At 66.4% G+C, this 23,640-nt stretch carries 22 protein-coding genes; 3 read left to right on the top strand and 19 right to left on the bottom strand.

Annotated features, from left to right (window positions below; all coding sequences use genetic code 11):
- Positions 1-8 precede the first annotated feature (8 nt).
- Positions 9-608 (bottom strand): RNA polymerase sigma factor RpoE, encoded by a 600-nt coding sequence (rpoE, locus tag C0099_RS05130; protein ID WP_102246444.1) that lies wholly within the window; start codon positions 606-608, stop codon positions 9-11.
- Positions 609-816: 208 nt separating this feature from the next.
- Here rpoE and nadB point away from each other — a divergent pair, with 208 nt between their 5' ends.
- Positions 817-2,394, top strand: a complete 1,578-nt coding sequence (nadB, locus tag C0099_RS05125; RefSeq protein ID WP_102248388.1) for an L-aspartate oxidase — start codon at positions 817-819, stop codon at positions 2,392-2,394.
- On the opposite strand, the gene C0099_RS05120 is transcribed toward nadB, so the two are convergent.
- The 9 genes from C0099_RS05120 to C0099_RS05080 form a co-directional block, all read right to left on the bottom strand.
- Positions 2,381-2,824, bottom strand: coding sequence for a YgfX family protein (locus C0099_RS05120; RefSeq protein WP_102246443.1), 444 nt, complete (start codon positions 2,822-2,824; stop codon positions 2,381-2,383). The two genes, nadB and C0099_RS05120, sit on opposite strands and share 14 nt — an antisense overlap.
- 16 nt (positions 2,825-2,840) lie before the next feature.
- Positions 2,841-4,076, bottom strand: coding sequence for a beta-ketoacyl-ACP synthase II (fabF, locus tag C0099_RS05115; RefSeq protein WP_102246442.1), 1,236 nt, complete (start codon positions 4,074-4,076; stop codon positions 2,841-2,843).
- A 19-nt stretch (positions 4,077-4,095) separates the two neighbouring features.
- Positions 4,096-4,335, bottom strand: a complete 240-nt coding sequence (gene acpP / locus C0099_RS05110; RefSeq protein ID WP_102246441.1) for an acyl carrier protein — start codon at positions 4,333-4,335, stop codon at positions 4,096-4,098.
- A 78-nt stretch (positions 4,336-4,413) separates the two neighbouring features.
- On the bottom strand, positions 4,414-5,163 hold the full coding sequence (fabG, locus tag C0099_RS05105; RefSeq protein WP_102246440.1) for a 3-oxoacyl-ACP reductase FabG: 750 nt from the start codon (positions 5,161-5,163) through the stop codon (positions 4,414-4,416).
- The gene (gene fabD, locus C0099_RS05100; protein ID WP_102246439.1) at positions 5,160-6,098 is read right to left on the bottom strand and encodes an ACP S-malonyltransferase; all 939 of its coding nucleotides are present in this window, start codon (positions 6,096-6,098) and stop codon (positions 5,160-5,162) included. The genes fabG and fabD overlap by 4 nt, the downstream gene beginning before the upstream one ends.
- 16 nt (positions 6,099-6,114) lie before the next feature.
- Positions 6,115-7,080 (bottom strand): beta-ketoacyl-ACP synthase III, encoded by a 966-nt coding sequence (locus C0099_RS05095; protein WP_102246438.1) that lies wholly within the window; start codon positions 7,078-7,080, stop codon positions 6,115-6,117.
- Positions 7,077-8,096 (bottom strand): phosphate acyltransferase PlsX, encoded by a 1,020-nt coding sequence (gene plsX / locus C0099_RS05090; RefSeq protein WP_102246437.1) that lies wholly within the window; start codon positions 8,094-8,096, stop codon positions 7,077-7,079. Before plsX ends, C0099_RS05095 begins: the two co-directional genes overlap by 4 nt.
- A gap of 81 nt (positions 8,097-8,177) precedes the next feature.
- Positions 8,178-8,357 (bottom strand): 50S ribosomal protein L32, encoded by a 180-nt coding sequence (gene rpmF / locus C0099_RS05085; protein ID WP_102246436.1) that lies wholly within the window; start codon positions 8,355-8,357, stop codon positions 8,178-8,180.
- Positions 8,358-8,401: 44 nt separating this feature from the next.
- Complete coding sequence (locus C0099_RS05080; protein WP_228151657.1) at positions 8,402-8,875, bottom strand: YceD family protein; 474 nt, start codon at positions 8,873-8,875, stop codon at positions 8,402-8,404.
- A gap of 89 nt (positions 8,876-8,964) precedes the next feature.
- Between C0099_RS05080 and C0099_RS05075 the strand changes: the two genes are divergently transcribed.
- Positions 8,965-9,540, top strand: a complete 576-nt coding sequence (locus C0099_RS05075; protein WP_102246434.1) for a Maf family protein — start codon at positions 8,965-8,967, stop codon at positions 9,538-9,540.
- 10 nt (positions 9,541-9,550) lie between these two features.
- Here C0099_RS05075 and C0099_RS05070 read toward each other — a convergent pair whose 3' ends face one another.
- Entirely contained in the window at positions 9,551-10,207 is a 657-nt protein-coding gene (locus C0099_RS05070; RefSeq protein WP_102246433.1) for an HAD-IA family hydrolase, read from the bottom strand.
- Positions 10,204-11,160: an RluA family pseudouridine synthase gene (locus tag C0099_RS05065; RefSeq protein ID WP_102246432.1), complete on the bottom strand. Its 957-nt coding sequence runs from the start codon at positions 11,158-11,160 to the stop codon at positions 10,204-10,206. The genes C0099_RS05070 and C0099_RS05065 overlap by 4 nt, the downstream gene beginning before the upstream one ends.
- Positions 11,161-11,625: 465 nt before the next feature.
- On the opposite strand from C0099_RS05065, the gene C0099_RS05060 reads away from it, so the two are divergent.
- Complete coding sequence (locus tag C0099_RS05060; RefSeq protein WP_102246431.1) at positions 11,626-14,625, top strand: Rne/Rng family ribonuclease; 3,000 nt, start codon at positions 11,626-11,628, stop codon at positions 14,623-14,625.
- 229 nt (positions 14,626-14,854) lie between these two features.
- On the opposite strand, the gene C0099_RS05055 is transcribed toward C0099_RS05060, so the two are convergent.
- From C0099_RS05055 to uvrB, 7 genes are all read right to left on the bottom strand, one after another.
- Positions 14,855-16,399: a gamma-glutamyltransferase family protein gene (locus C0099_RS05055; RefSeq protein ID WP_269807778.1), complete on the bottom strand. Its 1,545-nt coding sequence runs from the start codon at positions 16,397-16,399 to the stop codon at positions 14,855-14,857.
- A 91-nt stretch (positions 16,400-16,490) separates the two neighbouring features.
- Positions 16,491-17,816 (bottom strand): TRAP transporter large permease, encoded by a 1,326-nt coding sequence (locus C0099_RS05050; protein WP_199797653.1) that lies wholly within the window; start codon positions 17,814-17,816, stop codon positions 16,491-16,493.
- Positions 17,809-18,342 (bottom strand): TRAP transporter small permease subunit, encoded by a 534-nt coding sequence (locus tag C0099_RS05045; RefSeq protein WP_102248387.1) that lies wholly within the window; start codon positions 18,340-18,342, stop codon positions 17,809-17,811. The genes C0099_RS05050 and C0099_RS05045 overlap by 8 nt, the downstream gene beginning before the upstream one ends.
- A gap of 74 nt (positions 18,343-18,416) precedes the next feature.
- The gene (locus C0099_RS05040) at positions 18,417-19,487 is read right to left on the bottom strand and encodes a TRAP transporter substrate-binding protein (protein WP_199797652.1); all 1,071 of its coding nucleotides are present in this window, start codon (positions 19,485-19,487) and stop codon (positions 18,417-18,419) included.
- A 675-nt stretch (positions 19,488-20,162) separates the two neighbouring features.
- On the bottom strand, positions 20,163-20,855 hold the full coding sequence (locus C0099_RS05035) for a GntR family transcriptional regulator (protein ID WP_102246427.1): 693 nt from the start codon (positions 20,853-20,855) through the stop codon (positions 20,163-20,165).
- Positions 20,856-20,938: 83 nt separating this feature from the next.
- Positions 20,939-21,442, bottom strand: coding sequence for a low molecular weight protein-tyrosine-phosphatase (locus C0099_RS05030; RefSeq protein WP_102246426.1), 504 nt, complete (start codon positions 21,440-21,442; stop codon positions 20,939-20,941).
- A complete protein-coding gene (gene uvrB, locus C0099_RS05025; protein ID WP_102246425.1) occupies positions 21,439-23,514 on the bottom strand; it encodes an excinuclease ABC subunit UvrB in 2,076 nt (691 codons plus the stop codon). Before uvrB ends, C0099_RS05030 begins: the two co-directional genes overlap by 4 nt.
- Between the last annotated feature and the right edge of the window lie 126 nt (positions 23,515-23,640).

Here is a 23,640-nt window from a genome sequence, read left to right as displayed (position 1 = left end):
ACCACCACCTACCAACGTTTGTCCGGAGCCGTGTCGAGCAGGGGGCGCAGCCTTTCGGCAATCGCCTCGCGCGCACGAAAGATTCGCGAGCGCACCGTCCCGATCGGGCAGTCCATGATCCCGGCGATCTCCTCGTAACTCAGTCCCTCGAGTTCGCGCAGCATGATCGCCGTTCTCAGTTCCTCGGGCAGATCGGCCATCGCCTCGTCGACGGTATCGCCGATCTGCCGCGTCATCATCAGTCGCTCGGGCGTGTTGATGTCCCGCAACTGCTCGCCTTCATCGAAGGTCTCCGCGTCCGTCGAATCGAAGCTCGTCGAGGTCGGAGCACGTCTTCGCTGCGAGACGAGGTAGTTCTTCGCCGTGTTGACGCCGATCCGGTACAGCCAGGTGTAGAAGGCGCTCTCTCCGCGAAACGAACCGAGCGCGCGATACGCCTTGATGAACGTCTCCTGCGCAACATCCTCGACCTCAGCCGGATCGCGGATCAGGCGTGAGAGCAGGCGATGCAGCTTGCGCTGGTATTTCGATACCAGCAGGCCGAAGGCCTGTTTGTCGCCACGCTGCACGCGTTCGACAAGCACCTGATCCAGTTCGCGGTCGCTCATGCGTGGGCCGTCGTTCGTTTGGGAGCCAAAACCCACGGAGTATAGCGACGCGGCGGCCGGCGGCAAAGCCGGGTCTTCCGGCACAGACCGGACCGGAGGGGAATAGTTCATACGCGATCGTGGTCTTGTCCGCGGGCGTGTGAGGGTGCCCGTCAGGAGCAGATCATGGCGTGATATGCTGAACTCAGTCATCTTGCAGAAGTCCCCTGTGATCAAGACCTACGACGTTCTCATCCTCGGCAGCGGGGCGGCAGGTCAGTCGCTCGCACTGCGTCTTGCCGACCACATGCGCGTGGCGCTGGTGACCAAGCGCACGCTCGACGACAGCGCCAGCGCCTGGGCCCAGGGCGGCATCGCCGCCGTGCTCGACGCCACCGACAGCATCGAGGACCACATCCGCGACACCTTCGTTGCCGGCGCCGGGCTGTGCAACGAACAGGCCACGCGCCATGTCGTCGAACGCGGCCGACAAGCAATCGAGTGGCTGATCGACCGCGGGGTTCCCTTCACGCGCGAAGATAGTTCACCGACCGGCTATCACCTCACCCGCGAAGGGGGGCATTCGCACCGGCGCATCATCCACGCCGCGGACGCCACCGGCGCGGCCGTGCAGCGCACGCTCACCGACCTGGTACGCGAACACCCGGACATCGACGTGTTCGAGCGCCACATCGCGCTCGATCTGGTCACGGCGACCAAGCTCGGCCACCGCGAACGCGGCTGCCTGGGTGCCTACGTACTCGACATCGACAGTGGCCACGTCGTGACCATCGGCGCGCGCAACACCGTGCTCGCCACCGGCGGCGCGGGCAAGGTCTATCTGTACACCACCAACCCGGACGTGGCGACCGGCGACGGCATCGCGATGGCCTGGCGCGCCGGCTGCCGCGTGGGCAACATGGAATTCGTGCAGTTCCACCCCACCTGCCTGTACCACCCGCGCGCCAAGTCCTTCCTGATCACCGAGGCGGTACGCGGGGAAGGCGGCATCCTGCGCCTGTCCGACGGCACGCGCTTCATGCCTGCCCACGACGAGCGCGCCGAGCTCGCCCCGCGCGACGTGGTCGCGCGCGCGATCGACTTCGAGATGAAGAAACGCGGTCTGGACTGCGTCTATCTGGACATCTCGCACAAGAGTGCGGACTGGCTGCACGAGCACTTTCCCAACATCCTGGCGCGCTGCCTGGAGCTGGGCATCGACCTCTCGAAGGAACCGATTCCGGTGGTCCCCGCCGCACACTACACCTGCGGCGGCGTGGTCACGGATCTGACCGCGCGTACCGACCTGCCCGGCCTGTACTGCATCGGCGAGAGCGCCTACACGGGTCTGCACGGCGCCAACCGGCTGGCCAGCAACTCCTTGCTCGAATGCGTGGTGTTCGCCGAGGCGGCCGCGCGCGACATCCTCGCAAGCCGGCGTGCGGCACCCGGCCCACTGCCGGTCTGGGACGAGAGCCGTGTCACCGACGCCGACGAAGAAGTCGTCATCTCGCACAACTGGGACGAGCTGCGCCGCTTCATGTGGGACTACGTCGGCATCGTGCGCACCACCAAGCGCCTGCAGCGCGCCCAGCACCGCATCCGCCTGCTCTCACGCGAAATCCACGATTACTACTCGAACTTCCGCGTCGGCAACGACCTGATCGAGTTGCGCAACCTGGTCGTGACCGCGGACCTCATCGTGCGCTGCGCGCTGCGTCGCCGCGAGAGCCGCGGCCTGCACTACTCGCGCGACTATCCCGACACTCTGCCGCGCGCCCGCCCGACCATCCTCAGGCCGCGCTGAGCGGCGCGTCGTCGGTCGCGCGCGCCTTGTGGCGCAGCCACAGTCCCAGCGCACGCCAATCCTCGGCAACGAAGTCCGCGCGCAGCAGCATGCGCGCGCTGCGCAGGCGTCGATCCTGTTCGCGCAGCACCACCCACACGGCCCATCCGAAGTCGGTCGCCGGACCGGCAAGCCGGGCCTCACGCTCGATACCGGCGCGACGCACGATGAGCACACCGTCATCGCCCAGCACCCAGGTCTCGCCGCGGCGCCGACGCCAGTGGAACAGCGAGGCTGACAACAAGACGACGAGCGCGAGCATGCCTGCGGCCAGCCACAGCGGCTGTCGCCACAGGTAGATGAGCGAAAGCGCCGCGACCAGATGGATCGCGGCGATCAGCCAGACAAAACGAAACGAGGGGGATGCATCGAGCGCCCGCGGATACCGCATCGCGGGCCGCCCGGACTCAGAGGCGGCGGAACACCAGCGTGCCGTTGGTGCCGCCGAAACCGAAGTTGTTCTTCAGCGCGACGTCGATCTTCATGTCGCGCGCGGTATTCGCGCAGTAGTCCAGATCGCAGTCCGGATCCTGCTCGAAGATGTTGATGGTCGGCGGCGAGACCTGGTTGTGCACCGCGAGCACCGTGAACACCGATTCCAGACCGCCCGCGCCGCCGAGCAGGTGACCGGTCATGGACTTGGTGGAGTTGACCACCAGCCCCTTGGCCACGTCGACTCCCAGCGCCATTTTGACGGCCTCGGTTTCATTCTTGTCGCCCAGCGGCGTGGACGTGCCGTGAGCGTTCAGGTACTGGACCTCGTCCGGGTTCACGCCGGCGTTCTTCATGGCGTTGACCATGCTGCGGCGCGGCCCGTCGGTGTCCGGCGCCGTCATGTGATAGGCGTCGCCACTCATGCCGAAACCGGCCAGTTCAGCGTAGATCTTCGCACCGCGCGCCCTGGCGTGCTCGTACTCCTCGATCACCAGTACGCCCGCCCCTTCGCCGAGGACGAAACCGTCGCGGTCCTTGTCCCACGGACGGCTCGCCGTGGCCGGATCGTCGTTGCGCGTCGACAGCGCCTTGGCCGAGGCGAAGCCGCCGATGGCCAGCGGCGTCACGGTCGACTCAGCCCCGCCGCACACCATCACGTCGGCGTCGCCATACTCGATCATGCGCGCCGACAGGCCGATGGCGTGCAGGCCCGTGGTGCAAGCCGTCACCACCGAGATGTTCGGCCCTCGCAGGCCGAGCATGATCGACAGATGGCCCGAGATCATGTTGATGATCGTGCCCGGAATGAAGAACGGGGAAATCTTGCGGTGTCCGGCAGCGAGGAAGTCGTTGTGCGTGTCCTCGATCATCGGCAGGCCGCCGATGCCCGAGCCGATGTTCACGCCGACACGGTCGGCGTTGGCATCGGTGACTTCCAGCCCTGCGTCACGGAAGGCCTGCAGGCCCGCGGCAAGCCCGTAATGGATGAAGACATCCATGCGGCGGGCTTCCTTGGCCGACAGGTACTCGGAGACGTCGAAGCCCTTGACCTCGCCGGCGATGCGCACCGGAAACGCGGACGCATCGAAGCGCGTGATCCCGGAAAGCCCGGAACGGCCGTTGACGAGATTATCCCAGGCTTGCGGAACCGTATTGCCGACCGGGGAGATGGCCCCCAGGCCGGTCACGACTACTCTGCGACGGGTCAATGTTCGCTCCGGGAGGGGATTACTTCTTCAGATGCGCGTTGACGTAGTCAATCGCCTGCTGGACGTTGGTGATCTTCTCGGCTTCCTCGTCCGGAATCTCGCACTCGAATTCCTCTTCGAGGGCCATCACCAGCTCGACCGTGTCGAGCGAATCCGCGCCGAGATCGTCCACAAACGAGGACTCATTCTTGATCTCCGACTCGTTGACGCCAAGCTGCTCGGCAACGATCTTCTTGACGCGCTGTTCGATGTTCTCCATGGAGACACTCCTTCCCTGAACGTATGGATATGTTGTTTGGACGCAAAACGGCGACATTCTACCAAAAACGCCGCACGCTCACGCCATGTACATGCCGCCGTTGACGTGCAGCGTGGTTCCGGTGATGTAACTGGCTGCCGGCGAGGCGAGAAAGGCCACGGCGGCAGCCACTTCCTCGGGTCGCCCCAGACGCCCCAGGGCGATCTGGCCGAGCAGCGACTCGCGCGCGGTATCGGGCAGCGCGCGCGTCATGTCGGTGTCGATGAAGCCCGGCGCGACGCAGTTGACGGTGACCCCGCGGCTGCCCAGTTCGCGCGCCAGCGCGCGACTCATGCCGGCCACGCCGGCCTTGGCCGCGGCATAGTTGGCCTGCCCCGGATTGCCGGCGCTGCCGACCACCGAGGTGATGTTGACGATGCGCCCGCTGCGCGCCTTCATCATGCCGCGCATGACGAGCCTCGACATGCGGTACACCGAGGTCAGATTGGTCTGCACCACGTCATCCCATTCCTCGTCCTTCATGCGCATCGCGAGATTGTCGCGCGTGATGCCGGCATTGTTGACGAGGATGGTGATCGCCCCGAATTCCTTCTCGATCGCGCCGACCAGCGCCTCGCAGGCGGACGCGTCGGTGACATTGAGCACACGTCCTGCGCCGCTTGCGCCGGCCTCGGACAGACCCTTGCCGATGTCCTCCGCACCGCCTTGGGAGGTCGCCGTGCCGACCACGGTCGCGCCCAGCGCACCCAGTTCCAGCGCGATGGCGCGGCCGATGCCGCGCGAGGCGCCGGTGACCAGCGCAACCTGTCCGTCGAGTGGCTTGCTCATTGTCCTTCCCTTACGCTCGATACGGCCTCGGCGAAGCTGGCCGCATCGTGAATCGACGCGCACGGCACGTCGCCGGCGCTGCGCTTGCTCATGCCCGCGAGCACCTTGCCCGGGCCGCATTCGAAGATGTGGGAGACGCCGCGCGCGGCAATCGCCTGCACGGTCTCGATCCAGCGCACCGGCGAGTAAGCCTGGCGGATCAGCGCATCGCGGATACGCGCCGGGTCGGTCTCGACGGCGACGTCCACATTGTTGACGACGGCGGCCGTCGGCTCGGAAATCGTGACCGAAGCGAGACGTTCGGCCAGACGCTCGGCGGCCGGACGCATCAGCGCGCAGTGGAAGGGCGCGCTCACCGGCAGCGGCACGGCACGCTTGGCGCCACGCTCCCTGGCCCGCGCCATGGCGCGCTCGACGGCCGCGGTCGCGCCGGCGATGACGATCTGCCCCGGCGCGTTCAGATTCGCTGCCGACACGACCTCGCCCTGCGCGACCTCGGCACAGACTTCGTCGACGACGGCCGGATCCAGCCCGAGCAGCGCCGCCATCGCACCCTCGCCGGCCGGCACCGCCTCCTGCATGGCCTGGGCGCGAAAGCGCACCAGCGGCACGGCGTCCGCGAAGGCCAGCGCGCCGGCCGCGACCAGCGCGGAGTATTCGCCCAGGCTGTGGCCGGCGACCACTTCCGGCTGCGGCCCGCCAGCCGCGCGCCAGGCGCGGAACACCGCCACTCCGGCGGTGAGCATCAGCGGCTGGGTGTTTACGGTCAGCGCCAGACGTTCGGCCGGGCCCTGCACGACCATCTCCCACAGGTCTTCGCCCAGTGCATCGGAGGCTTCGGCGAAGGTATCGCGGATCACGGCGTCGTCGCCATAGGCGGCCATCATGCCGACCGACTGCGAGCCCTGGCCCGGAAATACGAGTGCTACGGACATTGTCTTGAAACCTCTTTCAGAAGCGGAACAGCACCGCACCCCAGGTGAAGCCGCCGCCGACACCCTCGAGCATCACGCGCTGACCGCGCTGGATGCGGCCGTCGCGCACGGCGACGTCGAGCGCCAGCGGAATCGACGCGGCCGAGGTGTTGCCGTGGCGGTCGACAGTGACCACGACATTGTCCATGTCGAGCTTCAGGCGGCGCGCCGTGGACTGCATGATGCGGATGTTGGCCTGGTGCGGGATCAGCCAGTCGATGTCGCCCAGCGTGAGGTCAGCCGCATCGATGGTCTCGTGCGCGACTTCACCGAGCACGCGCACGGCGAGCTTGAATACCGCCTGTCCGTCCATGCGCAGAAAGGGGTCGCCGGTGACGCCACCGGCGGCGAGCGTGCCCGGCGCGCACAGGATCGGCGAATGACTGCCGTCGGCGTGCAGCGCGGAGGCGAGCACGCCCGGCTCGTCGGAAGCCTCGAGCACGATGGCACCGGCGCCGTCGCCGAAGAGCACGCAGGTGCCGCGGTCGTTCCAGTCGAGAATGCGCGAAAACACCTCGGCGCCCACCACCAGCGCGCGGCGGTTGCTGCCCGAGGCGATGAACTTCTCGGCGATGCTCATCGCGTAGACGAAGCCGCTGCACACGGCCTGCACATCGAAGGCGGCACAGCCGTTGGTGATGCCGAGCTTGGCCTGCAGCAGCGCGGCGGTGCTCGGGAAGATGCAGTCGGCGGTGGACGTCGCAACGATCACCAGGTCGATATCGTTGGCCTCGACGCCGGCCGCATCCAGCGCACGGCGGCTGGCCTCGAGCGCCAGATCGCTGGTGGCCGCGCCCTTCTCGGCCAGATGGCGATAGCGGATGCCGGTGCGCTCGACGATCCATTGGTCGGAGGTGTCGATTCCGCGCTCGACCAGATCCTGGTTGCTGACCGGCTCACCCGGCACGAATCCGCCGGTGCCCGCGATGCGTGCGAAAGTCATGCCTGCTGTACTCCATCCATGGCGGCCATGCGTTCCCCGATGCGTTCGATGAGCTGATTGGAAGCGGCCTCGGCCGCGCGGTAAATCGCCTGCTCGAAGGCGAAGGCGTCGGCCGAGCCGTGGCTCTTGACGACCACGCCGCGCAGGCCGAGCAGCACCGCTCCATTGTAGATTCGATGATCGACCCTGCGCTTGAAGCGCTTGAGTACGGGCAGGGCGACGAGCGCAGCGCATTTCGACAGCAGGCCGCGGCCGAATTCCTCGCGCAGGAAGCTTGCCAGCATCTGCGCCAGGCCTTCGGAGGTCTTGAGCGCGACGTTGCCGACGAAACCGTCGCACACGACGACGTCGCTCGCGCCCTTGTAGATGTCGTCGCCCTCGACGTTGCCGACGAAGTTCAGGCCGCTCGCGCGAAGCAGCTCACCGGCCTGCTTGACCACCTCGTTGCCCTTGATCGCCTCCTCGCCGATGTTGAGCAGGCCCACGGTCGGGCGATCGGTGTGTTCGATCGCCGCCACCAGCATCGCGCCCATCACGCCGAACTGCAGCAGATGCGCGGCCGAGCAATCGACGTTGGCGCCCAGATCGAGCACGTAGCTCCTGCCCTTCATGGTGGGCAGCGCCGAGGCGATCGCCGGGCGGTCGATGTCGGGCAGCATCTTGAGCACGAAGCGCGAAATGGCCATCAGCGCGCCGGTATTGCCGGCCGATACCGCCGCATCGGCGCGCCCCGATTTGACCAGTTCGATGGCTACGCGCATCGACGAGTCCTTCTTGTTCTTCATCGCGCTGACGGGGGACTCGTCCATGTCGACGACCTCCGCGGCGACCTGGAAGTTCAAGCGATCGCCGAACTCGTCGCCGAACTCGCCCTTCGCCTGTTCGAGCGCCTCGGGGCGCCCGACCAGTACGGCCTTCGCCCGCGGGTGGCTGCGCAGGAAGCCGCGTGTGGCAGGCACCGTCACGACGGCGCCGTGATCACCACCCATGCAGTCGATCGCTACGGTGACATCCATGCGTCTGTCCCGGAATTTCCGACGGTGGACAAGAAAACGGCGCAGTCGCGCGAGGCGCTGCGCCGTTCGACCCGTGCCAGCTTATTCGCCCTTGGTCTTGACGACCTTGCGACCGCGGTAGAAACCGCTCGGGCTGATGTGGTGACGCAGATGCACTTCACCGGTCGTCGACTCGACCGCCAGCGGCGGCGCGGACAGGGCATCGTGGGCCCGGTGCATGCCGCGCTTGGACGGCGATTTCTTGTTCTGTTGAACGGCCATGAAAGACTCCTGATGACTGGGCTGTATTGCCCTGCTTGTTGCAGTTATTGCAGCCTGCCCGACCCTCGCAGGTTTGCGAGGACATCGAACGGCGACTTCTTTTGTGAACCGCCCGCAGGCTGCGGCGGCTCGCATTGCTCATGTCGGGGCGCGATCGGCAGGGCCAGCACGAGCTCGTCCTCGATCAGGGCGATCACGTCGAGATCCGGCCCGACCTCGACCGTATCGAACTCGTCGATCTCAAGTTCCTCGTCACCGATCGGAGTACCCGGCCGCACCAGGCGCAGCAGCGAAACACGTTCGAGAACATGCCTCATCGCGTTCAGGCAGCGCTGGCAACGCAGCACCGGCTCGGCGCGCATGCTCAAGCGCAGCATGGGCCGGCGATCGATGCCATACACACCCTGCAGCGACCACTCGATCTCACCATCGGGCTCGGCGAGCAGATCGGCAAGGCGCGGCAACTCGGCCAGCGCAGTGCGCCCCCGCGCCACTTGCTCGTCGCGCGCGAAACGCATCGGATCGGATATTACGCGACGTCGCGACATAAGAGCGCGATGTTATCATCCCGCCCTTTCAAATCAAAGCACCGCAAGCGGTTTTTTCGATGAAGCTCGTCCTCGCCTCGACCTCCACCTATCGCCGCATGTTGCTCGAGCGTCTGCACATCCCGTTCGAGACAGTCCGACCCGAGGTCGACGAGACCCCACGCCCCGGCGAAGCGCCGGATGCACTGGCCGACCGTCTCGCGCTGGAGAAGGCGCTGGCGGTCGCCGCACGCCAGGACGACGCACTGGTGATCGGCAGCGACCAGGTCGCCCACATCGGCGAAGAAGTCTTCGGCAAGCCCGGCACGGTCGAGCGCGCCCACGAACAACTGCGCCGCATGAGCGGGCAGACCGTGGTCTTCCATACCGCGCTGGCGCTCGTGAATACCGCCACCGGCCGCCAGCGCGTCGAGCGCGTGCCCACCCGCGTGCGCTTTCGCACCCTGTCCGAGGCCGAGATCGTGCGCTACGTGGCCAAGGAAATGCCGCTCGACTGCGCCGGCAGCGCCAAGTCCGAGGGTCTGGGCATCACCCTGCTCGACGCCCTCTCCGGCGACGACCCGACCGCGCTCATCGGCCTGCCCCTGATCGCGCTCTCGCGCATGCTGCGCGCCGAAGGCGTCGAACTGCCCTGAGCCTGCGCCCTCAGGCGTTTTTCTCGATCCAGGCGGCCAGCTCGGCCGTCGAGTCCACCAGCGCCAGCGGGCTCGCCCGCTCCAGCGCCAGGCGCGGATGCGCACCGAAGCCCACGGCGACGGCCGCGACACCGGCATTGCGAGCCATGTCCAAATCATGCGTGGTGTCGCCGATCATCAGCGTGCGCTCGCGCACCACGCCGAAGGTATCCATGAGTTCGTCCAGCATTTGCGGATGCGGCTTGGAAAAGCACTCGTCGGCGCAGCGCGTGGCGTGGAAGAACGGTCCCAGACGACTTGCCGCGAGCGCACGATCGAGTCCCTTGCGGCTCTTGCCGGTGGCCACGCCGAGCAATCGCCCCGAGCCTGCCAGCGATTCGACCAGCTCGTAGGAGCCGGGAAAAAGCTCCAGGGCGTGATCGGCCGACAGGTAGTGATGACGATAGCGCTCGACCATGTCCGGATAGGCGTGCGGAGCGAGCTCCGGCACCGCGTACGACAACGCCTCCTGCAGACCCAGACCGATGACGTGACGTGCGCGCGCGTCCGTCGGCTCAGGCAGGCCGAGGTCGCGGCACGAGGCCTGGATCGCGCGCACGATCGCCGCGGCCGAATCCATCAGCGTGCCATCCCAGTCGAATACGAGCAGTTCAAAGCGATGCGTCATGCGCGACCACCCTCCAGCGACGAGAGAAACTGCGACAGATCCGGCGGCAGCGGGGATTCCAGATCCAGCGTCTCGCCGGACAAGGGATGGACGAAGCGCAGGCGCGCCGCGTGCAGGAACATGCGCTTGAGCCCGGTAGCGGTCAGTCGCTTGTTGAGCGCGAAGTCGCCATATTTGTCGTCGCCGGCCAGCGGATAGCCCAGATGCGACAGATGCACGCGGATCTGGTGTGTGCGACCGGTCTTGAGTTCGACCTCGAGCAGACTGAACTCGCCGACCCGGCGCAGCAGGCGCACGATGGAATGCGCGCTCTTGCCTTCGTCGGAGACACGCACGCGCCGCTCACCGTCAGCGGCCAGATACTTGAACAGCGGCAGCCTGATGTGCTGCAACCGGTTGCGCCAGGCACCGGCGACCAGCGTGAAGTAGTGCTTCTCGATCTCGCCCGCGCGCTGCATGTCGTGCAACACCTTGAGCGCCGAGCGCTTCTTGGCGACGATCAGCAGACCCGAGGTCTCGCGGTCGAGCCGGTGGGCCAGCTCGAGCATGCGCGCCTCGGGACGCTGCGCGCGCAACTGCTCGATGACACCGTGGCTGATCCCGCTGCCGCCATGCACGGCCTTGCCCGGCGGCTTGTCGATGACCACCAGGGCGTCGTCCTCGAAGATCACCGGCAAGGCCGCACCAGCCGGAACCGGCGCGCTCGACGCCTTCTGCGCGATGCGCATCGGCGGAATGCGCAGTTCGTCGCCAAGCGCGAGCCGGTAGGTCGGCGCGATACGCCCGCCGTTCACGCGCACCTCGCCGCTGCGCAGGATGCGATAGACGTGGCTCTTGGGCACGCCCTTGCACACGCGCAACAGGTAGTTGTCGATGCGCTGGCCGGCATCGGCCTCGTCGATGCGCACACGCACTACAGCCGGAGCCGAGGCGGAGAAAGGAGAAGTTGTCATCGACTTGCGCGATGCAGCATGCACGCAGGCGTGCCACCGGCATCGTCCATCAGAATTTTGCGCTCAACCGGATTCACCAATATACTTCGCGCTGAACGTTCCGGTCATGGCACCCGGCTTCCGTCACCCGAAGGCGACGAAATGCCCGCCAAGAGCCCATTGGGACACGCTCCCTGCGGAGAGCTCCCGGACGCTCCGGTACCCCGGGCGCAGTGAAAGGCGCCGATGGTACCCCAAGCGACATACTTCGATCCAATGGATCGAGTCCTTAGACCCAGACGCGCAAAACATACGCAGGATCTAGGATTCCGGCGAGAGGCGGGAATCCATGAAACGACCAGCCGACCCATCACAGCCCATGACCAATCGGATGAAAGAAGCCAACACAGTCCGCAACTGAGCCTGTAAGCACGATGGTGCGCGCCGTTCGTCCTGCCCGTGTGTTCGCGCGGGAGCACGAAACAAATGAAGCGCATGTTGTTCAATGCGACGCAGGCCGAGGAACTCCGCGTCGCGATCGTCGATGGTCAGAAACTGATCGACCTCGACATCGAATCGGCCGCCAAGGAAGAACGCAAGAGCAATATCTACAAGGCGGTGATCACCCGCCTCGAGCCCAGCCTCGAGGCCGCCTTCGTCGATTACGGTTCCGAGCGTCACGGTTTCCTGCCGTTCAAGGAAATCGCCCGCAGCTATTTCTCCAACAACGGTGAAGGCGGCAAGGCGAGAATCCAGGACGTGCTCTCCGTCGGCCAGGAACTGATCGTCCAGGTCGAGAAGGACGAGCGCGGCAACAAGGGCGCGGCGCTCACCACCTATATCTCGCTGGCCGGCCGCTACCTCGTCCTGATGCCCAACAACCCGCGCGGTGGCGGCGTTTCGCGCCGCGTCGAGGGCGACGAGCGCGCCGAGTTGCGCGACGTCATGGACCAGCTCGAAGTCCCCGCCGGCATGAGCCTGATCGCGCGCACCGCGGCGATCGGCCGCACCGCCGAAGAACTGCAGTGGGATCTGAACTACCTGCTGCAGCTGTGGCAGGCGATCGCAGGCGCGGCGACCTCGCAGAGCGGCGCCTTCCTGATCTACCAGGAAGGCAGCCTCGTGATCCGCGCGATCCGCGACTACTTCCAGCCGGACATCGGCGAGATCCTGATCGACACCGACGACGTGTTCGAGCAGGCGCGCCAGTTCATGGCCCACGTGATGCCGGACAACGTGGTCAAGGTGAAGCGCTACAGCGACGATGTGCCGCTGTTCTCGCGCTTCCAGATCGAACACCAGATCGAATCGGCCTACGCGCGCCAGGTCACCCTGCCCTCAGGCGGCGCGGTGGTCATCGACCACACCGAGGCGCTGGTTTCGGTCGACGTCAACTCGGGCCGCTCCACCAAGGGCTCGGACATCGAGGAAACCGCGCTGCGCACCAACTGCGAGGCGGCTGACGAGATCGCCCGCCAGCTGCGCCTGCGCGACCTCGGCGGCCTCATCGTGATCGACTTCATCGACATGGAGTCGGCGAAGAACCAGCGCGACGTCGAGAACCGCCTGCGCGAGGCCCTGCACCATGACCGCGCGCGCGTGCAGACCAGCAAGATCAGCCGCTTCGGCCTGCTCGAGTTGTCGCGCCAGCGCCTGCGCCCGGCCCTGTCCGAATCCAGCTACGAGCCCTGCCCGCGCTGTCACGGCACCGGCCACATCCGCAATACCGAATCGTCCGCGTTGCACATCCTGCGCATCCTCGAAGAGGAAGCGATGAAGGAAAACACCGGCGCGGTGCACCTGCAGGTGCCGGTGGACGTCGCGACCTTCCTGCTCAACGAGAAGCGCACCGACGTGGCGCGCATCGAACTGCGTCATCGCATCCAGCTCATCGTCGTGCCCAACCGGCACATGGAGACGCCGCAGTTCGAGATCATCCGACTGCGCCACGACCAGCTCGACGTCGAGGACATCGCGCTCGCAAGCTACCAGATGGTCGCCGAGCCCCCGCCCGACGAGGCCCGCCTGCCTGGCGAAGCCAACGCCAGGCCGGCCCGTGCCGAGGCGGTCGTGAAAGGCATCTCGCCCTCCCAGCCCGCGCCCAGCGCCCCGGCACCTCAGGCGGAAGTCGCCACCGAGGTCAAGGCAGCAAGCGTGGCAACGTCCGAAGCCGGCAACGACAAGGGGCTGATCGACCGCCTGTTCGGCTGGCTGCGGCGTACGCCCACCCCGGTCGTCGAAAAGGAAGAACCCGTTCCCGCGGTCACCGAGAAACCGCGCCGCGGCCAGGATGGCCGTCGTGGCGAACGCGGGGAGCGAAGTGAACGCGGAGATCGCGGTGATGGCCGTCGCGGCGGACGTGGTCGCCGCGACGCGCAGCGCGAAGAGCGCCAGGACGACGGCCAGAACGGACGCGGACGCGGCCGGCGTGCCGAACCGGCCGAGCAGCGCGAAGTGTCCGACGCTTCGGACTCGGGCAACGGCGGCAACCGTCGACGCGGCCGCAGTTCGCGCAATGAACCCAGACCGACCGAAGCGCCGACCGAGGCGCAAGCGGTCGAAGAGCGCGTCAGCGTAGCCGCTGCCGACACGGCGGACACGACCAAGACCGCCGAGGACAAGCATGCTGGCAGCGACAACGGTGAAAACGCCGACACGGGTGCACCGCGTCGTCGCCGTCGCCGCGGTCGTCGCGGTCGCGGCGGAGCCGATCGAGCCGAGGCGGGCAGCGACAGCAACGTCGAGCAGACCGAGGACGACGTCGCCTACGGTGCGGATGCTGTGGCGAGTGCTGCGACCAGCGAAGCCGCAGCAACGCAAGAGCCCGCCCTGACCGTGGCCGAGCCCGCGCCTGAAACCGCTGCCTCGCCTGATCGCGAAGCCGAGCGGCAGGCCGAACCCGGAAAATCGGCCGCGCAATCCGCGGCCGGGCACGCCGATGTGTCCGAGACCGTCGCCACCGAGACGCCCGCCGCGCAAGCACGCGCCGATGACTCGCCCGTCGCTGACGAGCGCGCCGACGCAGTGCAAACGCAGCCCCCGGCCGAGGAACAGGCGTACGCCCGCAACGCCGCCGAGCCTGCCGAAGCCGAGCCTGCCGAAGCCGAGCCTGCCGAAGCCGAGCCTGCCGAAGTCGAGCCGGTCGAAGCCGAGCCGAGCGCGGCCCAAGAGGTTCCGGTCGACACCGCGCAAACGACTGTAGCGCAAGCGCCCGAGGCCGAGCGCGAGCCCGTGGCAGAGATGGCGAGCGAAGCTGCACCGGCAATCGAGAGCGCGCCCCCCGTGCGCGAGGACAAGTCGGAAGCCCCCATCGACATGGCCAAGCCGCTGGCCGAGGCCGGTCTGGTGCTGATCGAGACGCGCTCCGACGTGACGCCGTCCAACGGCGCGCAGACGCGCACCGAAACCCCGCTGGGACGTCGTCCGCGTCGCCCGCAGCCGGTGGCTGAAGAGTCGCTGCAACAGGTCGAGACGCAGAACAAGTAAGCCCCGTGGCGGGGCGAACGACGAACGGGCCGCCCATTGGCGGCCCGTTTTTTATGGTGCCCACTGCGAGGGACTCGTCATGCCGCAGCCATCGGGCAGCGACCTGATCTTTGCGTGGGCGCGACGCCCAGGCGCTCTCCACCGGGTTCATCATCGATGCCCCCGGCGCGCCACCCGGCTTCTACTGCGATGCGCTCAAGGCGTGGCCGCAAGAACCACTTCGCGCGATTCAGAAGCCGGCCACCGCTCCGTCGCTGCGCGGGTCGTAACCGCCTTCCATCATCCCGCTGGCGTGGCGCACCAACGCCCCGGCGTGCCCTACGGTCTCGTCGAAGGCTCCGACCACGTCGACCACGTGACCACGTCGACGCAAGTCCTCGGCCACCGTCGGCGCGAAGCGCGACTCGATCTTGAGCGACTCGGACATGCTGCCCCAGGTGCGCCCCAGCAGCCAGCGCGGCGCGCTCACGGCCTCTTGCAACCCCACGCCCATCTGCACATAGCGCGTGAACACCGCCGCCTGGGTCTGCGGCTGGCCGTCACCGCCCATCGTCCCGTACACCATGGTGCGTCCGTCATCGAGCACGGCCAGCGCCGGGTTGAGGGTATGGAAGGGCTTGCGACCGGGCTCCAGCGCGTTGAGCGCATCGGCCTCGAGCGAGAAGCTGCAGCCGCGGTTCTGCCAGTTGATGCCGGTGTCGGGCAGCACGATGCCGCTGCCGAACTCATGGTAGATGCTCTGGATGAAGGACACGGCCCGGCCCTCGCCGTCGATCACGCCCATCCAGATGGTGTCGCCCGGATCGGTCGATCCGCCCCAGGACAATGCCTTGGCGCGATCGACTTCGGCGGCCATCGCATCGAGCGCGGCCGGATCGAGCAACGACTGCGCATCGACCTTCATCCACGCCGGATCGGTGACGTGACGGTCGCGCACCAGGAAGGCCTGCTTGGTCGCCTCGACCACCAGATGGATGTAGTCGGCCGACATCGGATCGAGACGATCGATGCCGAGCCGGTCCATGATCCCGAGAATCGCCAGCGAGATCACGCCCTGCGTCGGCGGCGTCATGTTGTAGACCCTGCCGCAGGAGTGCTCGAGCGCCACCGGCGTCTTCAGTTGCGCGTGGTGTCGCGCCAGATCGCCCCCCGTCACCGGACTGCCCAGCGCCTGCAGATCGGCCGCGATACGCCGTGCCAGTTCGCCTTCGTAGAAGTCGCGCAGCCCCGCGTCGGCAAGCCGCTGCAGGGTTGCCGCCATGCGCGGCTGACGGAACACGCTACCCTCGGGCGGGGCCGTCCCGTCGACCAGGTAGGTCTCGGCGAAGCCGGGCTGGGCGTGCAGTTCGTCGAACTTGGCAGTGGTGCTCGCGTGCTGGCTGCTGGTCACCGGGATGCCGTCCTGCGCATAGCCGATCGCATCGGCCAGCAGCCGCGGCAGACCCAGGGCGCCGCCCCAGTCGCGGCTGGCCTCGAAAGCCAGTTCCCAACCCGAGATCGTGCCGGCCACAGTACAGGCGGCCAGCGGACCCCGCATCGGAATGCGGTCCATGCCCTGTGCGCGGTACCACTCGCGCGTGGCGCCGCCCGCGGCGGCTCCGCAGGCATCGATCGCCTGCGGTGCCTTGCCGGGCTCGGAGAACAGCCAGAAGCCGTCGCCGCCGATGCCGTTCATGTGCGGGTAGACCACCGCGATCGTGGCGGCGGCGGCGATCATCGCCTCGAGCGCGTTGCCGCCGTCGCGCAGCACGGCCGAAGCCGACTGTGCCGCCATCGAATGGGATGCAACCGCGATCCCGCGTGTTGCCCGGACCGGATTGATCATCTCCGTGTCTCCTGCTTATGGTGGTTATGTTTTGCGCGCATCACTTCATCCAGCCGATCGCCTTGGGCAACCAGGTAGCGATGTCGGGGAACATCATCAGCAGGGCCAGACCGATGACCTGCAGGCCGATGAACGGGATCACCCCCTTGTAGATGGAACCGATCTGCACTTCGGGCGGAGCGGCCCCCTTGATGAAGAACAGGGCCCAGCCAAACGGTGGTGTCAGGAACGAGGTCTGCAGGTTCATGCAGATGAGCATCGCCAGCCACACCATGTCGACGCCGGCCGCAACGAAGAACGGCAGCAGCAGCGGCAGCACGATGTAGGAGATCTCGATCCATTCGAGGAAGAAGCCGAGGATGAACAGCAGGATCATCATGAAGATGATCGTGCCCCACAGTCCGCCCGGCACCAGCTCCATGAACTCGCCGATCAGGTCTTCGCCACCGAGCCCGCGGAAGGCAAGGCTGAAGGCCTGCGAAGCGAAGATGATGAACATGATCATCGAGGTCGTGATCAGCGTGGAGCGCAGCGTCTGGCGCAGCACGCTCATGGACAGCTTGCCGCTGATCGCGACGATGACCAGCGCACCGAAGGCACCCATGGCAGCCGCTTCGGTCGGCGCCGCGACGCCGCCGATGATCGAGCCGAGTACCGCGAACACCAGCAGGATCGGCGGCAGCACGCCACGGATGACGTCGATGATCAGCTGCTTGCCACTGACCTGGGCGCGCTCCGCGGCCGGAATCGCCGGCGCGACGTTCGGCCAGATCCAGGCCACGACGAGGATGTAGATCACATACAGGGCCGCGAGCATCAGGCCCGGCATGATGGCCGCCGCGAACAGCGTACCCACCGACTCGCCCATCAGGTCCGAGAGCAGGATGAGGATCAGGCTCGGCGGCAGGATCTGCCCCAGCGTACCCGAGGCGCAGATCGCGCCGGTGGCCAGACCGTGGTCGTAGCCGCGCTTGAGCAGCGTCGGCAGCGCGATCAGCGAGAGGGTGACGATGGTCGCACCGACGATGCCGGTGGCCGCGCCCATGAGCACGCCGACGAAGATGATCGCCACGCCCATGCCCCCGCGCAACCGGCCGGCAACGTGGCCCATCACGTCGAGCATGTCCTCGGCGATGCGTGATTTCTCGAGCATCACCCCCATGAACACGAACAATGGAACGGCGAGCAGCGTGTAGTTGGTCGCGACCCCGTACAGACGCGAAGGCAACAGATTGAACAGCATCGGCCCGAAACCGATCAGGCCGAACACCACCCCGGAGATCGCGATCGCGTAGGCCACCCGCACGCCCAGCGTGAGCAGCACGATGAAGCTGACCAGCATCAGGATGGAGAGGATTTCATTCATCGGCATGCTGGTCCCCCTTGCCGCCGTTGAGGATAAGCGCGATGTTGCGCAAGGCATGCGCGACGCACTGGATGCCGAGCAACGCGAAACCCGAGATCAGGAAAGTCTTGAGGATCCAGCGATGCGTGAGTCCGCCCGGATCGGGCGAGATCTCGCCCGTCGTATAGGCCTGAACGACGAAGCGCACCGACAACCAGGCGAAATAGAAGCACATCGGCGCCATGATGAAGATCGCCGAGAACGCTTCGATCCACTGTCGGGTTCGTTCGCTGAACTTCTCGTAAACGATGTCGACGCGCACATGGGCGTCGGCCTTTTGCGTGTAGGAAAGCCCCCACAGCGAGATCACCGCGAGCAGATGCCATTCGAGTTCCTGTGCCCACACCGCGCCCAGGCTGATGGTGTAGCGCAGCAGCACCTGGATGGCGATCAGCAACACCAGCGCGAGGATGATCCAGGAAGTGAAGCGGCCGGTCCATTCGATGAACGCCTCGAGCGCATCGGCGGCCTTGTCGAGTGTCTTCATGAGATCCACTTCATGTGGTTGAAAAAAGGGATGGCGGCCACGCTCGTGTCCGCCATCCGGTCAGGCCGACCGTCTTAGCGGACGGTGGTCTGGAAGGTGGTCTCGGAGATCTGGTTCCACTTGTCGTGGTTCTTCTTGAAGTTGAAGAACGACTCGTGGACCTTCTTGACCATCGGGTCCTTGGCTGCGGCGTCTTCCAGCGTCGTGCGGGCAGACTCGCGCAGCGCCTTGATCACGTCGTCAGGCAGACGCGCGATCTTGACGTCGAAGTTGTCGACCATGTCGGACAGTGCTTCGCCGTTCTTCGCGTCGAGCCACAGCAGGCCTTCCTGGTTGGTGGCATCGGCCGCGGCGCGGACGATGGCCTGCAGGTCCTTGGGAAGCTTGTCCCAGGCGCCCTGGTTGATGACGATCTCGGAGGTCGTTGCCGGCTCGTGCCAGCCCGTCGTGTAGTAGTACTTGGCCGCGTTCTGCAGGCCCAGACGACGGTCCAGATAGGGACCGACCCACTCGGCCGCGTCGATCACGCCACGCTCCAGTGCCGGGAAGATCTCGCCACCGGGCAGCAGCTTCACGTCCACGCCCAGATCCGCGTACATGCGACCGGCCAGGCCCGGAATGCGCATCTTCAGGCCATTGAAGTCGGACACACTCTCGACCGGCTTCTTGAACCAGCCGGTCATCTGCACACCCGAGCAACCGACCGGCATCGCAACCACGTTGAACGGCTTGTAGACCTCGTTCCACAGGTCGATGCCGCCGCCGTGATACAGCCAGGCATGGTGACCCATGAAGCTCATGCCGAACGGCACGGTGGCGAAGTACTGCGCGGCGAAGGTCTTGCCGGCCCAGTAGTAGGACACGCCGTGGTTCATCTCGACGATGCCCGCCGAGGCCGCGTCGAAGCCCTCGAAGGCCGGCACCAGCTCACCGGCAGCATACACCTTGATCTTGAGGCGGCCGTTGGACATGTCCTCGACCCGCTTGGCGAAGGCCTCGGCACTGCCCGGACCGGACTGGTAGTACGGCGTACCGGCCGGCCAGGTGGTCGTCATCTTGAAGTTGAAGGTCTGCTGCGCGCTGGCGATCGCGGGGAAGCCCGCAGTCGCGGCCGCGCCACCGGCCAGCAGGGAAGTCTTAAGCATGCCACGTCGATTCATATCGCTCTCCATCCATGGATTTACACGTTACGGGATCAGTCTCCCCGCCCTGCCGCACTCGCCTGGGCGAATGCACCTGAACGGACGGCTCGACCGCCCCACCAACGGCAATTGCAAACTCCGTACCAGCTTCACGACGAGAACACGCTTGGGGACCTGCGACGAGGCCTGTCCCGCGAACGCATCGCGCCGCTTGCCGGAGCGGGCCGACTGGCGGCTACCCTCCTCCTGATGCCGGCCGCCCTCTTCGGGGCGATCCGGCTGACGGGCAAACTGCCATGTCAGCACTGGGACTGCCATGCAAGTGTAGATGCTCTGAGAGCACAGTCAAGAAGATTATGCACACCGCCCGGGTCGATGCTGATCACATAGCCACCCCCGCTTGCGAACGGAAAGCGCGGCAGCGAGAAGGTCGTACTCCGGGCGTTGCGGCGGGAGGTGGCGGCAACCCATGTGGATTTGTTTGCAATCAACGCACTGCAACGGTGCGGCAAACAGCCGCATCGCACCATCATGGGGCGCCGCGCAAACGGAGGCGCGGGATATTGCGGACGTCGCGCGAATGCGACACCCGCACGACGACTTGCCAACTCATACGCACCTCGCGCCGGGAACCTCAGGGCGCGCCGTAAACTGACATGTCAGTTTACAAAACATGCCCTATAGCAAGGCGCGCATGGTGCGATAGGTGTACTGCTCGACGTAATCGATCAGGCGGTCGGAGGCCTCACGTGCCTCGTTCTCGTCCTTGCGGGAAATCGCCATCGCGATCTCGGCGTGCAGCCGCGAAACCTTGGCCAGATCGCCCACCTGACGGAAGTACAGATACCAGAAGCGGCGCGTCTGCGCCTGCAGGGGCCGCATCGCGGCGGCAGCGTAGTCGTTGCGTGCGGTCGCAGCCACCAGCGCGTTGAATTCGGCATCGGTGGGCAGGAAGATCGATTCGTCCTCCTTCTCGGCCGCTTCCAGGAAGCGCTCGGCCAGCTCTGCGAAACGCTTGCACGCCGCCGGTTCGGCCAGACGCGCGGAACGCCCCACCAGGATGCGCTCGAGTTCGCGCCGCACCTCGATGAGCTTGAAGTGTTCTGCCACGTCGATCTCGGACACCATCACGCCGGAACGTGGCAACACCTTGATGGTGCGCTCGTAGGCCAGCCGCTGCAGTGCCTCGCGCACCGGCGTACGCCCGATACCGAGCTGCGCACTGACCGATTTTTCCGAGATGCGGCTGCCCGGCGGCATCTCCAGCGTGACGATCATCTCTTCGATCTGACGATAGGCGTGCTGGGCCTGCGTCTCGGGATCACGCGGGGAGCCGTTGGGGGCAGCGCTCTTGCGGGCGGGTCTGGGCATGGGCTGTCGCGACCAGGGCGGTCGCAGGACAAATGAATCAAATCGAACATACGCCCGGGGCACGGAGCGGTCAACGCGTACGCTCATCGCCCTGTCTCCACGGTGCCGAGCAGGCCGCGCACACCCCGTTCGCACAGATCGAGCACTTCGCGAAAGCCGTCCTCGCCCCCGTAGTACGGGTCGGGCACATCCCTGTCGGCCACCTCGTCGGCGAAACCCGTGAACATCGCCACGCGATGCGCGCGCTCCGTCGGACACATGGCCAGCATCTGCGCATGGTGCCCGCGATCCATCGCGAGCAGCAGATCGAAACGCGCGAAATCGTCGACCTCGACGCGGCGCGCACGCAGCCCCGACAGGTCGTAGCCATGCTTCGCGGCGAACGCCATGGCGCGCGGATCGGGCGCTTCGCCGACGTGGTAGCCGTGGGTGCCGGCCGAATCGAACTCGACGCGCCCGTCCAGCCCCGCCGCGGCGAACAGCCGGCGCGCCACCGCCTCGGCCGTGGGCGAACGACAGATGTTGCCGGTGCACACGAACAGCACGCGCAAGGGCCGATCCTCGGGAAGGACGATCTGCGCGCTCATGCCGCCCCTCCTCCGCCGCCATGCACATCCGCGCCGAAGGCGCGCTGGCGCAGGCGGAACAACTCGTCGCGCGCGGCCGCCGCCTGTTCGAACTCGAGGTTGCGCGCATGCTCCTGCATGGCCTTTTCGAGCTTCTTGATGGCCTTGGAAAGCGCCCTCTCGTCGAGCAAGGCGTAGTCGACGCGCGCACTGTCGGCCACGCGACTGGCCTTGACGTCGTCGTTCTCGCCGGCGTAGACGCCGTCGATGATGTCCTTGATGCGCTTGGACACGCTGCGCGGGGTCACGCCGTTGGCCTGGTTGAAGGCGATCTGCTTGTTGCGGCGCCGTTCGGTCTCCTCCATCGCCGCTTGCATCGAGCGCGTGACGCGGTCGCCGTAGAGGATGGCGGTGCCGTGCAGGTGGCGCGCGGCGCGCCCGATGGTCTGGATCAGCGAGCGCGAGGAACGCAAAAAGCCTTCCTTGTCGGCGTCGAGGATCGCCACCAGCGATACCTCGGGGATGTCCAGCCCCTCTCGCAGCAGGTTGATGCCGACCAGCACGTCGAACTCGCCCAGACGCAGATCGCGGATGATCTCGACGCGCTCGACGGTGTCGATGTCCGAGTGCAGGTAACGCACGCGGATGCCGTTCTCGGCGAAGTACTCGGTCAGGTCCTCGGCCATGCGCTTGGTCAGCACGGTGACCAGCACGCGCTCCTCGACCGCGACACGACGCTTGATCTCGGAGAGCAGGTCGTCGACCTGCGTGGTGGCCGGCCGCACCTCGATGAGCGGATCGACCAGACCGGTGGGCCGCACCACCTGCTCGACGACCTGCCCCTGATGCACGGCCTCGTAGTCGGCAGGCGTGGCCGAGACGAAGACGGTCTGCGGCATCAGCCGCTCGAACTCGTCGAACTTGAGCGGGCGGTTGTCCACCGCCGAGGGCAGGCGGAAGCCGTACTCGACCAGATTCTCCTTGCGCGAGCGGTCGCCCTTGTACATGCCGCCGATTTGCGGGATCGCCACGTGCGACTCATCCACGAAGAGCAGCGCGTCCGGCGGCAGGTAGTCGATCAGCGTCGGTGGCGGCTCGCCGGGCGCACGGCCCGACAGATGGCGCGAATAGTTCTCGATGCCCTTGCAGAAACCCATTTCGGCGAGCATCTCGAGGTCGAACAGCGTGCGCTGCTCGATGCGCTGCGCCTCGACGAGCTTGCCGGCACGATGGAACTGCTCGCGCCGCCCCTTCAACTCGGCCTTGATGCCGTCGATGGCGCGCAGCACCGTCTCGCGCGGGGTCACGTAGTGGCTGGAGGGATACACCGTGAAGCGCGCGAGCTTGTGCTTGAGATGCCCGGTCAGCGGATCGAACAGCGTCAGGTGCTCGATCTCGTCGTCGAACATCTCGATGCGCACCGCAAGTTCCGCGTTCTCGGCCGGAAAGACGTCGATCACGTCGCCGCGCACGCGAAAGCAGCCGCGCTGGAAATCCACGTCGTTACGCGTGTATTGCATCGCCACCAGGCGAGCGATCAGGTCGCGATGGCCAATGCTCTCCCCTTCGCGCAGATGCAGCACCATCGCGTGATAATCGACCGGGTCGCCGATGCCGTAGATGCACGACACGGTCGCTACGATGACCACATCACGCCGTTCCATCAGGCTCTTGGTGGCCGACAGGCGCATCTGCTCGATGTGTTCGTTGATCGACGAATCCTTCTCGATGAACAGGTCGCGCGAGGGCACGTAGGCCTCGGGCTGGTAGTAGTCGTAGTAGCTGACGAAGTACTCGACCGCGTTCTCGGGCAGGAACTCGCGAAACTCCGCGTAGAGCTGTGCGGCGAGCGTCTTGTTGGGTGCGAGCACCAGCGCGGGCCGGCCGCAGCGCGCGATGACGTTGGCCATGGTGTAGGTCTTGCCCGAGCCGGTCACACCGAGCAGGGTCTGGAACATCAGTCCGTCGCCGAGGCCTTCGAGGAGCTTCTCGATGGCCGCCGGCTGGTCGCCGGCGGGCGGAAAGGGCTGGTGCAGACGGAATGGACTGCCCTCGTAGTGCAGCACGCTGGCGCTGTCCGTCGAACTTGTCATGGTAGACTCTTGCTCCTGTACGTGGGCCGGCCGAAACGTTCCGGACGACGTTCGCCGCCCGACCGTACTCCCGATTATTTCTCAATTCGCCGCGCAAGGCACGGCTGCATCGACTTCGGCAGCCCG

This window comes from Pseudazoarcus pumilus (genome assembly GCF_002872475.1).
Lineage (GTDB): Bacteria > Pseudomonadota > Gammaproteobacteria > Burkholderiales > Rhodocyclaceae > Pseudazoarcus > Pseudazoarcus pumilus.
This window is presented reverse-complemented; position numbering and strand designations above follow the sequence as displayed.

Coding starts and splice junctions, on each gene's coding strand:
- rpoE (WP_102246444.1), bottom strand. CDS start 608: ATGAGCGACCGCGAACTGGATCAGGTGCTTGTCGAACGCGTGCAGCGT.
- C0099_RS05120 (WP_102246443.1), bottom strand. CDS start 2,824: ATGCGGTATCCGCGGGCGCTCGATGCATCCCCCTCGTTTCGTTTTGTC.
- acpP (WP_102246441.1), bottom strand. CDS start 4,335: ATGGAGAACATCGAACAGCGCGTCAAGAAGATCGTTGCCGAGCAGCTT.
- fabG (WP_102246440.1), bottom strand. CDS start 5,163: ATGAGCAAGCCACTCGACGGACAGGTTGCGCTGGTCACCGGCGCCTCG.
- fabD (WP_102246439.1), bottom strand. CDS start 6,098: ATGTCCGTAGCACTCGTATTTCCGGGCCAGGGCTCGCAGTCGGTCGGC.
- C0099_RS05095 (WP_102246438.1), bottom strand. CDS start 7,080: ATGACTTTCGCACGCATCGCGGGCACCGGCGGATTCGTGCCGGGTGAG.
- plsX (WP_102246437.1), bottom strand. CDS start 8,096: ATGGATGTCACCGTAGCGATCGACTGCATGGGTGGTGATCACGGCGCC.
- rpmF (WP_102246436.1), bottom strand. CDS start 8,357: ATGGCCGTTCAACAGAACAAGAAATCGCCGTCCAAGCGCGGCATGCAC.
- C0099_RS05080 (WP_228151657.1), bottom strand. CDS start 8,875: ATGCGTTTCGCGCGCGACGAGCAAGTGGCGCGGGGGCGCACTGCGCTG.
- C0099_RS05075 (WP_102246434.1), top strand. CDS start 8,965: ATGAAGCTCGTCCTCGCCTCGACCTCCACCTATCGCCGCATGTTGCTC.
- C0099_RS05070 (WP_102246433.1), bottom strand. CDS start 10,207: ATGACGCATCGCTTTGAACTGCTCGTATTCGACTGGGATGGCACGCTG.
- C0099_RS05065 (WP_102246432.1), bottom strand. CDS start 11,160: ATGACAACTTCTCCTTTCTCCGCCTCGGCTCCGGCTGTAGTGCGTGTG.
- C0099_RS05060 (WP_102246431.1), top strand. CDS start 11,626: ATGAAGCGCATGTTGTTCAATGCGACGCAGGCCGAGGAACTCCGCGTC.
- C0099_RS05055 (WP_269807778.1), bottom strand. CDS start 16,399: ATGGCGGCACAGTCGGCTTCGGCCGTGCTGCGCGACGGCGGCAACGCG.
- C0099_RS05050 (WP_199797653.1), bottom strand. CDS start 17,816: ATGAATGAAATCCTCTCCATCCTGATGCTGGTCAGCTTCATCGTGCTG.
- C0099_RS05045 (WP_102248387.1), bottom strand. CDS start 18,342: ATGAAGACACTCGACAAGGCCGCCGATGCGCTCGAGGCGTTCATCGAA.
- C0099_RS05040 (WP_199797652.1), bottom strand. CDS start 19,487: ATGCTTAAGACTTCCCTGCTGGCCGGTGGCGCGGCCGCGACTGCGGGC.
- C0099_RS05035 (WP_102246427.1), bottom strand. CDS start 20,855: ATGCCCAGACCCGCCCGCAAGAGCGCTGCCCCCAACGGCTCCCCGCGT.
- C0099_RS05030 (WP_102246426.1), bottom strand. CDS start 21,442: ATGAGCGCGCAGATCGTCCTTCCCGAGGATCGGCCCTTGCGCGTGCTG.
- uvrB (WP_102246425.1), bottom strand. CDS start 23,514: ATGACAAGTTCGACGGACAGCGCCAGCGTGCTGCACTACGAGGGCAGT.